The 14110-nt window shown below is 50.8% G+C and carries 12 protein-coding genes; all 12 read left to right on the top strand.

Annotated elements, in window-relative coordinates:
• Window positions 1-24: 24 nt before the first annotated feature.
• Entirely contained in the window at window positions 25-1833 is a 1809-nt protein-coding gene (locus tag Q0499_RS23220; RefSeq protein ID WP_299205349.1) for a sodium:solute symporter family protein, read from the top strand.
• A 159-nt stretch (window positions 1834-1992) separates the two neighbouring features.
• On the top strand, window positions 1993-3819 hold the full coding sequence (locus Q0499_RS23225; protein ID WP_299205352.1) for a DUF294 nucleotidyltransferase-like domain-containing protein: 1827 nt from the start codon (window positions 1993-1995) through the stop codon (window positions 3817-3819).
• Between the two features lie 34 nt (window positions 3820-3853).
• Complete coding sequence (locus tag Q0499_RS23230) at window positions 3854-4453, top strand: 3'-5' exonuclease (protein WP_363317853.1); 600 nt, start codon at window positions 3854-3856, stop codon at window positions 4451-4453.
• A gap of 177 nt (window positions 4454-4630) precedes the next feature.
• Window positions 4631-4984: a flagellar hook-basal body complex protein FliE gene (gene fliE, locus Q0499_RS23235; RefSeq protein ID WP_299205358.1), complete on the top strand. Its 354-nt coding sequence runs from the start codon at window positions 4631-4633 to the stop codon at window positions 4982-4984.
• Between the two features lie 53 nt (window positions 4985-5037).
• Window positions 5038-6738 (top strand): flagellar basal-body MS-ring/collar protein FliF, encoded by a 1701-nt coding sequence (gene fliF / locus Q0499_RS23240; protein ID WP_299205361.1) that lies wholly within the window; start codon window positions 5038-5040, stop codon window positions 6736-6738.
• Complete coding sequence (fliG, locus tag Q0499_RS23245; protein ID WP_299205365.1) at window positions 6731-7744, top strand: flagellar motor switch protein FliG; 1014 nt, start codon at window positions 6731-6733, stop codon at window positions 7742-7744. The genes fliF and fliG overlap by 8 nt, the downstream gene beginning before the upstream one ends.
• Window positions 7744-8520: a flagellar assembly protein FliH gene (locus Q0499_RS23250; protein WP_299205368.1), complete on the top strand. Its 777-nt coding sequence runs from the start codon at window positions 7744-7746 to the stop codon at window positions 8518-8520. Before fliG ends, Q0499_RS23250 begins: the two co-directional genes overlap by 1 nt.
• A complete protein-coding gene (gene fliI, locus Q0499_RS23255; RefSeq protein WP_299205371.1) occupies window positions 8513-9907 on the top strand; it encodes a flagellar protein export ATPase FliI in 1395 nt (464 codons plus the stop codon). Before Q0499_RS23250 ends, fliI begins: the two co-directional genes overlap by 8 nt.
• A gap of 11 nt (window positions 9908-9918) precedes the next feature.
• On the top strand, window positions 9919-10347 hold the full coding sequence (fliJ, locus tag Q0499_RS23260; RefSeq protein ID WP_299205374.1) for a flagellar export protein FliJ: 429 nt from the start codon (window positions 9919-9921) through the stop codon (window positions 10345-10347).
• Between the two features lie 59 nt (window positions 10348-10406).
• A complete protein-coding gene (locus tag Q0499_RS23265) occupies window positions 10407-12464 on the top strand; it encodes a flagellar hook-length control protein FliK (RefSeq protein WP_299205377.1) in 2058 nt (685 codons plus the stop codon).
• Between the two features lie 137 nt (window positions 12465-12601).
• A complete protein-coding gene (locus Q0499_RS23270) occupies window positions 12602-13123 on the top strand; it encodes a flagellar basal body-associated FliL family protein (protein WP_299205381.1) in 522 nt (173 codons plus the stop codon).
• Window positions 13124-13136: 13 nt separating this feature from the next.
• Window positions 13137-14110, top strand: a 974-nt coding sequence (fliM, locus tag Q0499_RS23275; protein ID WP_299205384.1) for a flagellar motor switch protein FliM, incomplete at its 3' end; no start/stop codon positions are given.

Here is a 14110-nt window from a genome sequence, read left to right on the forward strand (position 1 = left end):
TACAATTGAGCTGAGGATGACAATATGAGTCTTGATCTACTAACTTACATCTTTATAGGGGGTTCCTTTGCTCTCTATATTGGTATCGCAATCTGGGCCCGTGCCGGGTCTACAAAAGAATTCTACGTAGCGGGCGGTGGTGTACACCCAATTGCTAACGGTATGGCGACTGCGGCTGACTGGATGTCTGCTGCATCGTTTATCTCTCTGGCAGGTCTGGTATCGTTTATCGGTCGTGACGGAGCCGCATACCTGATGGGCTGGACTGGTGGTTACGTGCTGCTGGCGATGCTGCTGGCGCCTTACCTGCGTAAGTTTGGTAAGTTTACTGTGCCTGACTTCGTCGGTGACCGTTATTACTCGACTACTGCACGTGTCATTGCGGTAATCTGTACTATCGTAATCTCCTTTACTTATGTAGCAGGTCAGATGCGTGGTGTGGGTATCGTATTCTCCCGTTACCTGCACGTTGACATCAATACCGGTGTTATCGTCGGTATGGCGATTGTATTCTTCTACGCTGTTCTCGGTGGTATGAAGGGTATTACCTATACTCAGGTAGCTCAGTACTGCGTACTGATCCTGGCGTTCATGGTGCCTGCAATCTTCATGTCTATGCAGATTACGGGTCACTTCCTGCCTCAGCTGGGCCTAGGTGCGACGCTGGATTCTGGTCTGTCTGTACTGGCGACACTGGATAAACTATCAGTTGATCTCGGCTTCGCTGAATACACGTCCGGGCAGAAATCAACCATTGATATCTTCTGTCTGACCGCTGCTCTGATGGCGGGTACAGCAGGTCTGCCACACGTAATCGTGCGTTTCTTCACTGTGCCGCGTGTAAAAGATGCGCGTACCTCTGCTGGCTGGGCACTGATCTTCATCGCTATTCTGTACACTACCGTTCCGGGTGTTGCTGGTTTCGGCCGAGTAAACCTGATTCAGACCCTTAATGGTACTGATGAAGCGAATGTGGGTACTGAGTATGCGAAGATGCCTACCTGGTTTAAGAACTGGGAAAATGCGGGTCTGCTGGGCTGGCACGATTATAACGGTGACGGCAAAGTACAGTACTCTGCTGGTGCAGCGTTTGAAGGTGGTAAGCCTGCTTGGGATGGTGAAGCTCGCGGTGAGCACGGTGAGCGTGCTGTAACCAATGCTAAGGTTAATCCTGCTCCGGCTAAAGGTGCTCCGTTTGTCAACGAAGTATACGTTGACCGTGACATCATGGTATTGGCTAACCCTGAGATCGCTCAGTTGCCTAACTGGGTAATCGCCCTGGTAGCAGCGGGTGCGGTTGCGGCGGCACTGTCTACTGCAGCGGGTCTGCTGTTGGTAATCTCTACAGCGATTGCTCATGACTTGATGAAAACCTGTATCAACCCGAATATCTCTGAGAAGCAGGAGCTGATGTACGCACGTCTTGCGGCTGTCGTAGCGATCTGTATCGCAGGTTACTTCGGTATCAACCCGCCGGGATTTGTGGCACAGGTGGTGGCGCTGGCCTTTGGTCTGGCATCCTCCTCTGTATTCCCTGTTATCGTGATGGGTATCTTCAATGCTCGTATGAACAAAGAGGGTGCAATTGCAGGTATGATCGTTGGTCTGGGTTCAACTATGGCTTACATGATCTACTTCACCTTCATGGGTGGTTCAAAAGACGACCTGTTCCTGGGTATCTCTACCGGAGGTTTCGGCTTCGTCGGTATGATCCTGAACTTCATCGTCGCCTACGTTGTGTCTATGATGACTCCGCCGCCTCCTGCTGAAATTCAGGAAATGGTTGAGAATATCCGTGTACCACGTGGTGCTGGTGTCGCTCACGCGCACTAAGATCTGAACAGATCTAGCTAAACGCAAGGCGCGCCAGCGAGGGTTGGCGCGCCTTTTTTTATCAGGTTTTTCTGTAGGCATTAAAGTTCCGGCTTAAAGGGTTGTTGTAACTCTTTAATCAGGTGCTTTCAGGGTTATTTCTGGTTTAGAGGAGTATTTATGCCATCATCTTTTAAAATCGAGAATATGCCGTTCAGTCTGCTCAGCGAAAAGGAGCAGGAGATACTGCGTTTAAGTCTGGATATTGGCTATTACCAGTCGGGTGAAACCATTCTTGCTGCCAATAGTGTCCCTGAGGGGGTGTATGTCATTCTCAAAGGCCGTGTTGCTGAGAGTGATGTGCCCGGTGAGGATGATGGGCAGCAACATCTGTACGTCCACTACACCAATGAAGATTATTTTGGCGGCTGGTCAGCTATCCGGGGTAAAGCGATTCATAACTTTATCGCGGTTGAGGAAACCATCTGCCATATTCTGCCCACCCGGGTGCTGCTGGATCTGTGCGCTTCTAATAGTCGTTTTGCTGACTACTTTCAGCAGAGCCTGTCTGCCAAAACCGAGATTCAGGCCCAGGAGGGTGGGGATCAGGATATGGCGGAATTTATGCTGGCGCAGATCAAAGATGGCCTGATTCGTGAGCCGCTGGTGGTGCTGGAGGGCACCACCATTACTGAAGCGACGATGATGATGCGCGAAAAGCATGCCGATTGCGTGCTGGTTAAGCGCGGTAATCGTTATGGTATGGTGACGGGCACTGATATTCTGGATGCGGTGGTGATTAATAAGCTGGATATGGATTCTGATGTGGCTGAAATCGCCAGTTATCGTCTGATCTCGACGACCTCGGATGACTATCTTTTTAATGCGCTGATTACGATGACGCAGCAGCGTATTGAGCGTGTGGTGGTGATGGATGAAGGTCGCCTCACCGGCGTTATTGAACTGACCGACGTATTGAGCTATTTCTCCAGCCACTCCCATGTGATTGGCTTGCGGATTGAGCGGGCACAGACGGTTGAAGACCTGTATGAGGCGGCGCATGGTCTGAATGATCTGATTAAGGCGCTGGTGTCGCAGGGGGTTAAGGCTCGCTTTGCGATGGAGTTGATTGCGGCGATGAATGAGCGGGTGATTGCTAAGCTGTTTGGTCTGGTTATTCCCCGTGATATGCAGCCGCATGTTTGCCTGGTAGTGATGGGTAGTGAGGGGCGTGGTGAGCAGATTATCAAGACCGATCAGGATAATGCGTTGATCTATCGCGATGGACTGATCTGGCCTGAGATGCAGGAGACTATGAATCGTTTCAGTGAAACGCTGATCTCGTTTGGCTTTCCGAAATGTCCCGGCAACATTATGGTGTCAAACCCTGCCTGGGTTAAGTCCATCGGACAGTGGACGCAGCAGTTGAGTGACTGGTCTTACCTGTGTGAGGGTGAGGCGCAGATGAATCTGGCGATTGCGGTGGATGCGCACCCGGTTGCCGGTAATGCGGCGTTATTTAAAACGTCAAGAAACTGGTTTCTGCGTCATCTGAAAAATAATGATGTGTTCTTTTCTCACTTTGCCCGTGCTGCTATTGAGTTTGATACCCCGCTGACGTTCTTTGGTAACCTCAAAGACAAGGGTGAGCTGGATGTTAAGAAGGCGGGTATTTTTCCGATTGTGCACGGCATTCGTACCATGGCGCTGCAGTTCAGGATCCTTGAAACCAACACCTTTAAGCGGATTGAGGCGCTGGTTGAGATGGGGCAGATGAAGCAGGAGCACGGGCGTGAGATGGCTGAGGCATTGGCATTGTTTATTCAGACACGTCTGAAACAGCAGGTTAAACGTATAGATGGGTCTGAAGACGGCATAGACCAAACGCCTAATATCCTGGAGTTGTCATCATTAGATAAAATGGAACGAGATCTGCTGCGAGATGGCATGCATATCGTTAAGGGTTTCAAAAAGCATCTGACACTCAGGTATCACCTGGGAGGCTAAGCGGAATATGATTATTCCCAGAACTATAAGAAAAATGAAAGATCGCATGGATCATAAAAATGGTCCGTATGCTCACCTGTTTGAACCTTATGAGGGTGATGAAGTGGTCTCGCTTGATTGTGAAACCACCAGTCTGAATGTAAAAGAGGGTGAGATTCTGTCCATTGGTGCGGTGAAAATTAAGGGTCGTAAAGTGATGACCAGTGAGCGGCTGGATATAAAGCTTAAGCCGCCCAAAAGTCTCACCGGTGATTCGATTAAAATTCATAAGATCCGTGCAGCTGATCTGGTTGACGGCGTGTATATGGATGAGGCACTGGAAAAGGTGCTGGAGTTCGTGGGTAATCGTCCGATTCTGGGCTATTACGTTAATTATGATGTGCGCATGTTAGAGAAGTATCTGCGGCCCCGTTATGGCTTCGGTCTGCCTGGTAAGGCGATTGAACTGTCCCATGTTTACCACGATATTATTAAGTGGCGTTACGTTGGCGGCGATATCGATCTGCGTTTTGATACTATTTCAAAGCGTCTCGATATTCCCATGCTGGAACGTCATACCGCGCTGGGTGATGCGATCACTGTGGCGTTGATGTATGTGCGCTTGAAGTATGGCGAGCCGCCTGCAGCGGGATAATATTTAAATTATGTCAAAAAACAAACGAGCCTATGGCTCGTTTTTTGCTTTATACAGTGTTGAGGTTAAAAATTGACACGGTTTTGTGTCATATTATTGGCGAATAAGTTGTTTTGTTGCTTGCTAAGTGGCTATTCAAACTTATAATGTCAATATATTGCCATTTCAGAGGTATCTATGGTTGTACGTGCAGACATAAACGCAGTGCTGCAGCAGATGCGTGAAGTCAAAATGCAGGCCCAGCAGGGTATTTCGCCTGAAATGCAGCGCCCGACTGGTATTCGCAGTGTTGCAGGTGAACAAAATGGTGAAAGCTTTGCTGATCTGTTTAAAGGGGCTATTGATGGCGTCAATAATTCGCAGGCTCAGGCAAAAAGCCTGGTGACGAGCTATGAGCAGGGCGTTGCCGGTGTTGATCTTCACCAGGTGATGATCAGCATGGAAAAGGCTTCGGTCTCTTTTCGGGCGTTAACTCAGGTGCGCAATAAAATGGTCAGCGCATATGAAGACGTTATGAAAATGCCGATCTGATTGGGTTGGTAAACACAATAATGTGCAGTCGTAGCATCAGGGTGTCAGGTTAGATGGAGAGCGCAACAGTGCAGGCAGGAACAGGTGGGTCGGTAGCCTTTGGCTTTAACCGCTTGGGGCTGGTGCGTCAGTTAGGTCTGATGGTGGGGCTGGCAGCCACTATTGCGATCGGCTTTGCTGTTGTGCTCTGGTCGCAGGAACCCGATTACCGGGTGCTCTATAATAATGTTTCCTATGCTGATGCGAATCAGATAGTCGAGCAGCTGCAGTTTAATGCCATCCCTTATAAATTTGATTCAACCGGACAAAATATCCTGGTGCCTGATGAATATCTGCACAGGGCTCGCTTGCGCCTGGCTGCAGAAGGCTTTAATGGCGATAACACGGTTGGTTTTGAGCTGCTGGATAAGGAGCAGGGGCTTGGTACCAGTCAGTTTATGGAAAACGCCCGCTATCGTCGTGGTCTGGAAGGTGAGTTAGCGCGTACTGTCACCAGTATGTTGGCGGTGCGGAGTGCCCGGGTGCATCTGGCGCTGCCAAAGCAATCGGTGTTTGTCAGAGATCAGCGTAAGCCAACTGCCTCGGTGTTTCTTGATCTGGTTGCCGGTAAGCGTCTGGAGGCGATTCAGGTCGAAGCAATTGCTAATCTGGTAGCATCCAGTATCCCTGAATTGTCCAGCGAAGACGTGACCGTGGTCGATCAGAAGGGGCGTTTGCTCAATACCCGGGATATGGATACTGATGTTGTGCTGGCGGCAAAGCAGCTTGAGTATACCCGCAGGATTGAGGAAACCCTGGTTAACCGGGTCAATAGCATTTTGCAGCCGGTTGTCGGCTTAGGACGTTATCGGGCGGAAGTGTCTGCCGATATTGATTTTACGGCAGTTGAACAGACCGATGAGATCTATAATCCCGATCTGCCTGCGTTGCGCAGTGAGCAGGTGCTGGATGAAAGTACCGTTGGTCAGGGGGCTGCTGCCGGTGTGCCGGGGGCGCTGTCAAACCAGCCGCCTGGAGCCAGTGCTGTACCAGAGGTTGGTGCTAATGGTTTGCCATTACAGAATGAGGGTGTAGTTGCGCGCCCTGAAGGTCCTAAAAATGCCCGCTCTCAGGCGACCCGTAACTATGAACTGGATCGCTCTATTAGTTATACCAAACACCAGATGGGGCAGATTAAAAGGCTTTCTGTTGCCGTAGTCGTTGATGATATACCGACCGCTAATCCTAACGGAGGGGAAACCACTCGTAGCGCCTGGGATCAGAATGAACTGGATCGGTTGTCTATACTGGTTAAAGATGCGGTGGGATATTCCGCGGTACGGGGTGATAGTGTCAGTGTTCTTAATTCACCTTTTGCTGTGCCTGAGGTTTATCAGGAGGAAGAGATTCCGATCTGGAAGCAGGAGTGGGTGCTTAATCTTGTGAAACAGGTGGTAGGTGGGCTGTTTGTGCTGCTGCTGGTGTTTGGTGTACTGCGACCGATTATGAAAAATTTGGCGGTCAGTGCTGCGAATAAAGCAGCGGCTGATGGCGCTTCGTCTAAGACTGAATCCAATATGGCTTCAGAGCTCGAATCGCTGGATATGAGCGGTATTTCGGCCGACAGTGTAACCTTTAGCGGTATTGATAATGCGTTGGCGCCGACGCCGAATGAAACGTATGAATACCAGATGAATGCGATTCGAAGCATGATAGCCGAAGATCCGGCTAAAGTTGCGCAGGCGATTCGTCAGTGGGTGATTGAGAATGAGTGATGCAAAAGAGTCAGGTATTGAGCTGACCAATGTTCAGAAGGCCGCTGTGTTGCTGATATCACTGGGGGAAAGTGATGCGGCTGAAGTGTTGCGTTATCTCGGGCAGAAAGAGGTGCAGCAGCTGGGTTTAACCATGAGTAACCTGGATAATATCCCGCAGTCTGCGGTTGAGGCGGTGATGGCTGATTTCATGGAGGCGATCAGTGATCAGACCAGTATCGGGATCAACAATGATCACTATATCAAAGAGATGCTCAGTCAGGCGCTGGGGAATGATCGGGCGCAGACGCTGGTTGATCGGATTCTGATGACCACCAATACGTCTGGTCTGGAAAGCCTCAAATGGATGGATTCCCGTCAGGTCGCTGAGATTATCCGTTATGAGCATCCGCAGATTCAGGCGGTGGTGCTGGCGTATCTTGATCCTGATCAGGCGGCTCATGTGTTACAGCGTTTTGATGAGAATGTTCGTCTGGAAGTGATGATGCGGATCACGTCGCTTGATCAGATTCAACCGTCCGCTCTGCAGGAGCTGAATGATATTCTTGAGTCTCAATTCTCGGGTGCAAGCAGTCAGAGTGCGAGTCTGGGTGGCCTGAGAACAACCGCTAATATTATGAACTATTTTGATACTAATATTGAGCAGGAGTTGATGGAGAAAATTCGCGAGGTAGATGAAGCGCTGAGCGATCAGATCTCCGAGATGATGTTTGTATTTGATAATCTGATTGATGTCGAAGATCGGGGTATTCAGGTTATTCTGCGTGAGATTAATACCGATACCCTGGTGGTTGCACTGAAGGGTGCGGAAACAGCCTTGCAGGACAAAATATTCAAAAATATGTCGAAACGAGCGGCTGAGCTGTTGCGTGATGACCTGGAGGCAAAAGGTCCGGTACGTGTCAGTGAAGTTGAAGATGCTCAGAAAGAGATTCTCAATGTGGCACGCCGTCTCGCCGATGAGGGTGAGATTATGCTGGGTAGCGGCGGCGAAGAGATGATGTAATGCGGATGAAGGCAATCGATAAATCAGTCATCAGAATACGTGCAGAAGACGCCCGGGCGGCGGCTCTCTGGACGCTGCCTGTGATGCAGAGCCATCATTTGGTGGGGCTGCAGCGTAAGCCCGAGCCGGTTGTAGAAGAGGTGGTTGAGGAGTTTGTGGATGGCCGCCTTAAACTGTCAGAGCTTGAAAAAATCCGTGAAGATGCTCACCAGGAGGGGCTGCAGCAGGGCCGTGATGAGGGGTTGCAACAGGGGCTTGAAGAGGGGCGAGCTAGCGGTCATCAACAAGGCCTGGCAGCGGCGCGGGCGGAGATCGATGCGCAGTTGTTGCTCCTGAACGCTTTGCAGCAACAGCTGGACCAACCGTTACAGCAGGTTAGTACGCAGGTGGAGCAGGTGGTAATTGATCTGATCACCGAAATGGCTCAGGCGGTTATTGGTGCGCAGATTGAACTGGACAGTACTGCGGTGATTAAAGCTGTTGAAGATGCTATCGCTCAGCTGCCGCAAGCGGGTGCCGATATTAAAATTATTCTCCACCCGGATGATGTGCCGCTGCTGGAACCGCTGCTGGCGCTGAATGAACGCTGGAGCCTGGTCGAAGAAGCGACTATCTCCCGTGGTGGCTGCAAAGTTGTCAGCGGTTATGGTTTGCTGGATAACACGATTGAGCGGCGTTTTGATGCTGCAGTCGCCAGCTTGCGCAATGCTTTAGTACAGGCAGTCGATGAGGACCCTGTGTCACCGTCGGATCAGTCGCCGGATATTCATGAGTGATCAGCTACTCAAGCGCCTGTCCCGACTCCGCGGACTTGATTATCAAATTCCTGCGCCTGTTGCCCACGGACAGATAACCCGCCTGATCGGTCTCACTCTGGAAGCTGTTGGTATTAAAGCCTCCATGGGGGAGTACTGTCTTATTTATCCTAAGCATGGTGAACCGGTTGAGGCGGAAGTAGTCGGCTTCTCCGGCGACCGGATCTATCTCATGCCTGTTGATCTGCTTGAGGGGTTATCACCGGGTGCGCGGGTGAGTCCGATGCAGGGGGGTAATGAAGTCGCCGTTGGTTTTGAGCTGTTGGGGCGGGTTATCAATGGTGTGGGTAAGCCGTTAGATGGACTTGGTCCGTTGGGCTGTAAAACAACGGTGCCGCTGCAGGGACGCAATATTAACCCTCTTAGTCGTCAGCCTATCAGGCAGACGCTGGATGTGGGTATTCGGGCAATTAATTCGTTATTGAGTGTTGGCCGGGGGCAGCGTCTGGGGTTGTTTGCCGGGAGTGGTGTGGGTAAAAGTGTGCTCTTGGGGATGATGACCCGATTTACTGAGGCTGATATTGTGGTGGTTGGCCTGATCGGTGAGCGTGGCCGGGAGGTAAAAGAGTTTATTGATCACAGTTTGGGTGAGGAGGGTATGCGTCGTGCGGTAGTGGTTGCATCCCCTGCTGATGAGTCTCCTTTGATGCGACTCAGGGCGGCGCAGCTGGCAACTCGTTTGGCTGAGTATTTCAGAGAGCAGGGTAAAAATGTTCTGCTGCTGATGGATTCGCTGACCCGTTACGCTCAGGCTCAGCGCGAGATAGCTTTGGCGGTGGGGGAGCCCCCGGCAACCAAAGGATATCCGCCTTCAGTGTTTGCCAAACTGCCTAAATTGGTTGAAAGGGCGGGGAATGGCGACAGTGGTGGAGGCTCAATTACAGCTTTTTATACCGTGCTGACCGAAGGTGATGATCAGCAGGATCCGATTGCGGATTCGGCGCGGGCGATTCTTGATGGTCATATTGTTTTATCGCGAAACCTTGCAGAGCGGGGGCACTATCCGGCGATTGATATTGAGCAATCAATCAGTCGGGCGATGCCTCAGGTGGTCAGTTCTGATCATCTTAAAGCGGCCATGGGGTTTAAACAGATATACTCTAAGTTTCAACAAAATAGCGATCTTATCTCTATTGGTGCTTATGTGCGGGGCAGTGATGCGGAAACCGATTTTGCTGTGGAGCGGATGCCGCTTATGAATGCTTTTCTGCAGCAGGGTCTGGATGAGTCGTTTGCCTTTCAGAAGAGCCTTACCGACCTGGCGATAGTGTTAACCCCTAATCCTGGCAATGCGAGTGGTGCACAGTCGGGGCAGCAAAATATCGCCATGGGTAATCAGAGACAGTGAAAAAGAGATCAATGCGGTTACAGGTAGTACTTGATCTTGCAGAGCGTAAGCGCAAACAGGCGGATCAGTGTTTGAGTCAATCGCAGGCAAAAGTGCAGCAGGGTGAAGCAACGCTGGTGCAGTTGAGGGAATATTCGGCTGATTATGCGAATAACTTTTATCAGGTCGGTGCTACGGGTGTATCGCCGGGGCAGATGCAGACGCATCAGGCATTTATGCAGAAGTTGAGGCTGGCAGTTCAGCAGCAGGAAGATGCGTTGCGGATGGATCGCGCTCAGCTGGAAAAAGTAAAAGAGTATTGGCAAAGCGCCTATCAGCATTTCAAGGCGGTTGATATGTTGGTAGATAAGTTGAAGCGTCAGGAATCGCAGCAGGCAGACAAAATGCTGCAGAAAGAGCTAGATGAGCGTTCACAGTTGATTCGTCCGCCCTTTATCTGACTTTTCTGGCACCGATTATGCATTGTGTGAGTAGATAAAAGTCTGCCGGGGAATGCAGTATGAACCAAACACTTTCGACCGCTAACGGGGTCGGGTCATTATTGAATGTCGGATCGGTGTCCACAAGCACCATCGCTGGCGCTGTATCGACTGTGACGGGTGGCAATGCTGGCGCTGTTTTGCCGTCGTTTGGGGATTCTTTGCGGCAAGCACAGCAGGGACCGGTGGTTGATGGGCAAAAAAGTAGTGGGCAGGTCGGTTCGGCACTGCAGAGAGACGGACAGAACTTGCCGGGCAGTGGCCAGTTATTGCCAGCTGGCGGGGATGATTCGGCAGAGCGCCTTGATTCTCAGGTGATTGTTGGTCCCGTTGCTGATGTTACCGCTGAGGTCGCTATACCTGTTGGTGAACGGGGTAAGCTGCAACAGTTGGAAGAGCGCTTGAAGCAGCAGTCTGCCATCGATTTAGCCGTTACTCAAGCGAGTGGCGAATCGGGTGATGATACTCTACAACAGATTGATCAGTACCGTCGTGCTGATCTCGCAGTGGCGGTAGACTCGGCATTGAAACAGTTAGGTGGTGTTGTTAACGCCAGGCCTGTCGAAAATGCTGGCTTTGCAGAGTCTAATGGGCGTTCAGTCGCGTCTACTGCTGCAGCTCTTCCTTCAGCTGTCTCGCCATTTGAGTCTCAATGGTCACTGCCGTCCCAGGCGCGGTTTAATACTCAGGCTACGGATGTGACAGGTCCGGCTAAACCGATCCAGACACCACAGAGAACTGCAGTTTCTCCGGGTGAAATGAGCTCTGCACCTCAGATAGTCGGTCAGACTCAGTCGGCTCATGCGGAACAAAGCTTCACTTCTGCAGGTAAAATGGTGTCAACCTCTCAGGCTGGGGGACAGACTGAGTTGATTCGAGCACAACAAAACGGCGATGCCGTGGATAAAGTGGCGCCGACCTCTGCTGCCGTGGATGGTTTTGCTCCAGTGGTTGATGGAGCTGTGGTTGCAGGACAGGCAGGTCCGGGTGTGGGTCAGTCATCGATAAGTCCGTTAGCTTTGAATTCATCAGCTATTCAGTCCGATGCACCGTCACCCATGCAGTCAGGTGTTAGTCAGCTAGTGACCAGTAATGCTGTGGATAGCTCTGCAGAGCAGGTTGTTCGACAACGAGAAGCTGTGTTAGTCCAGGATCTGCAAACGGAAGAGATAAAGTCAGGAGCGCCAGTATTGCAGAATCCTGTAGCAAGTGAGATTGCGGCCCAGACAACATCGGTCGTACAGGCTTCGGTAAAAAGTGTGGCTCAAAACGCTAATCCTGTGCTGCAGAGCCGTACTGAGAAACAGCAGCGAGTTTCACTTGAGGGTGTGCCGCTTCAGGCGCAGCAGGATCAGAATAGCCAGCAGTCTGTGCGGCAACAGAACGATTCTCTTTTAGCGCCTTCTTCTTCGCCGCAGTCGCAAACCGCTGCAGGTCAGTCTATACCTCAGTCTCAGCTGGATAGTCAGGTGAGTGCCGATAGTATTCGGGAGAAACTGAAAACTGTCGGAGCCGAGGGGGATAAATCCTCCAGCAGTATTGAGTCTGCCGCCCGTTCAGAGGCGCGACCAGAGAGCCAGTTGACCAGTTTTGCGGACTCGCTGGCGGCGGCATCCAGAACGGCACGCCCGATGCAGGAAGCGTCACAGTTAATCATGCCTCATGGGGCTAGACCAGGCGAACCTGTCTGGAGTCAGGCGGTCAATGATCGGGTGATGGTGATGGCGTCAAAAAATGGTCAGTTTGCTGATATTCAACTCGATCCGCCGGAACTGGGGTCTTTGCAGGTGCGGTTGCATCTGAAAAATGACCAGGTCAGTGTGGTATTTAACACTCCCCATGGAAGTGTGCGTGAGGCGTTGGAACAGAATATGCCAAGGCTGAGAGAGATGTTTGCTGACCAGGGGCTTAATCTGTCCGATTCTTCAGTGGAAGATCATAGTCGCGGACAGCAGCGGGATGAGTCGGGATCAGATTCCCGGTCCTCATTTGCGGGCTATCAGAGTGATACTGTAGATGATAGTCGGGTAGAGATGGTTCAGGCTGAGAGTCTTTCTCTGGTGGATTATTACGCCTGATATACTTCCGGCAGGATAACTTGCCCCTAATGTGAGGTCGTCTGCTTCCGCAGCTGAATCAGTATGTTATATTACGCTCTGGGTTGTGATTTAATGCATCCGCCGGTTTTTCCGGTTGGTTGACTGTGGGGCAAATAATGGCTGAAGATACGACTGACACTGGTGAAGCAGGTGCGAAGAAGTCAGGTAAATTAAAACTGATCCTTATCATCGTTGCCGGGGTGGTTCTGGCTGCGGGGATAGGCGGTGGCGTTGCAATGTTCCTTATGGGCGGCTCTGATACAGAGGTTGCTGCAGATAGCGCAGCCCCGGCTAAGCCTGCTCAGGCTTTATATACCAAGATTCGAACGTTGGAAGGAAGTCCGTACTTTACGGTTGTTGTTCCCAGTAATGATGGCCGTACACACTATATGCAGCTCTATGTTGAAGCAAAAAGTCGCGAGGCTGAAGTTGATTCTGCGTTGACCAAGCATATGCCGAAGATTGTATCGAATCTTAATCAGTTGTTTTCCCGTCAGTCGTTTGATGCACTGCGCACGCCTTCGGGTAAAATGATGCTTCAACAGGAGGCTCTGGTTGCGCTTCAGGAGGTTATGCAGGAGAAAATTGGCAAACCCGGGGTCGAAAAAGTGCTGTTTACCGGATTTATAATGCAGTGATGGATATGCTTATATGACAGTCAAAGACCTGCTCTCTCAGGATGAGATCGACGCGCTGCTTCATGGTGTTGATGATGGTGATATTGAGACCGAAGAGGGTGTTGTCGAAGATGAGGGGGCGATAAAAACCTATGATCTCGCCAGTCATGAACGTATTGTTCGTGGCCGGATGCCTACCCTTGAGATGATTAACGAGCGTTTTGCCCGTCATACCCGTATCTCTCTGTTCACGCTGTTGCGCAATAATGCTGATGTATCCGTTGGCGGCGTGCAGATTATGAAATACTCCGACTACATACACACCCTTTATGTCCCCACGAGTATTAACCTGTTGCGGGTATCTCCGTTGCGGGGTACTGCGTTGCTGGTGATGGATGCTAAGCTGGTATTTAAGCTGGTAGATGGCTTTTTTGGTGGTGATGGGCGGCATGCCAAAATAGAAGGGCGGGAGTTTACACCGACAGAAATTCGTCTGATCAATAAAGTTATTGCTCAGTTTTTTGTCGATCTGGAAGGCTCCTGGGAGCCGGTAATTCCGCTCAAGTTTGAGGTGCTCGGGCATGAAGTAAACCCGGCGATGGCAAACGTTATTAACCCTTCAGAAGTGGTCGTCGTAAGTCGGTTTGAGGTGGACATGGAGGGCGGTACGGGTGAGTTTCATGTGACGATGCCCTACTCTATGCTCGAGCCTATCCGGGATGTTCTGATATCCGGCTATAAGCCTGTTGAGGAAGCGTTGGATGAGCAGTGGCTGACCTCCCTCAAACATGACATGTTGGGGGCTCCAGTCAATCTGGATCTTATTATTGCTGAGCGTAAGATGAAATTACGCGATGTTATGCAACTGGAGGCCGGAGATATTATTCCTATCGATATTTCTGATACGCTGAAGTTAAAAGCTGCCAGGGTGCCTATCTTTAATTGTAAACTGGGTACATCCCGTGGGAATCTGGCGGTAAAAATTATCAGCCGGACTAAAAATGATTA

Source organism: uncultured Amphritea sp., assembly GCF_937127095.1.
Classification (GTDB): Bacteria; Pseudomonadota; Gammaproteobacteria; order Pseudomonadales; family Balneatricaceae; genus Amphritea.

Coding starts and splice junctions, on each gene's coding strand:
- Q0499_RS23270 (WP_299205381.1), top strand. CDS start 12,602: ATGGCTGAAGATACGACTGACACTGGTGAAGCAGGTGCGAAGAAGTCA.
- fliE (WP_299205358.1), top strand. CDS start 4,631: ATGGTTGTACGTGCAGACATAAACGCAGTGCTGCAGCAGATGCGTGAA.
- Q0499_RS23220 (WP_299205349.1), top strand. CDS start 25: ATGAGTCTTGATCTACTAACTTACATCTTTATAGGGGGTTCCTTTGCT.
- Q0499_RS23250 (WP_299205368.1), top strand. CDS start 7,744: ATGCGGATGAAGGCAATCGATAAATCAGTCATCAGAATACGTGCAGAA.
- Q0499_RS23230 (WP_363317853.1), top strand. CDS start 3,854: ATGAAAGATCGCATGGATCATAAAAATGGTCCGTATGCTCACCTGTTT.
- fliF (WP_299205361.1), top strand. CDS start 5,038: ATGGAGAGCGCAACAGTGCAGGCAGGAACAGGTGGGTCGGTAGCCTTT.
- fliJ (WP_299205374.1), top strand. CDS start 9,919: ATGCGGTTACAGGTAGTACTTGATCTTGCAGAGCGTAAGCGCAAACAG.
- fliG (WP_299205365.1), top strand. CDS start 6,731: ATGAGTGATGCAAAAGAGTCAGGTATTGAGCTGACCAATGTTCAGAAG.
- fliI (WP_299205371.1), top strand. CDS start 8,513: ATGAGTGATCAGCTACTCAAGCGCCTGTCCCGACTCCGCGGACTTGAT.
- Q0499_RS23225 (WP_299205352.1), top strand. CDS start 1,993: ATGCCATCATCTTTTAAAATCGAGAATATGCCGTTCAGTCTGCTCAGC.
- Q0499_RS23265 (WP_299205377.1), top strand. CDS start 10,407: ATGAACCAAACACTTTCGACCGCTAACGGGGTCGGGTCATTATTGAAT.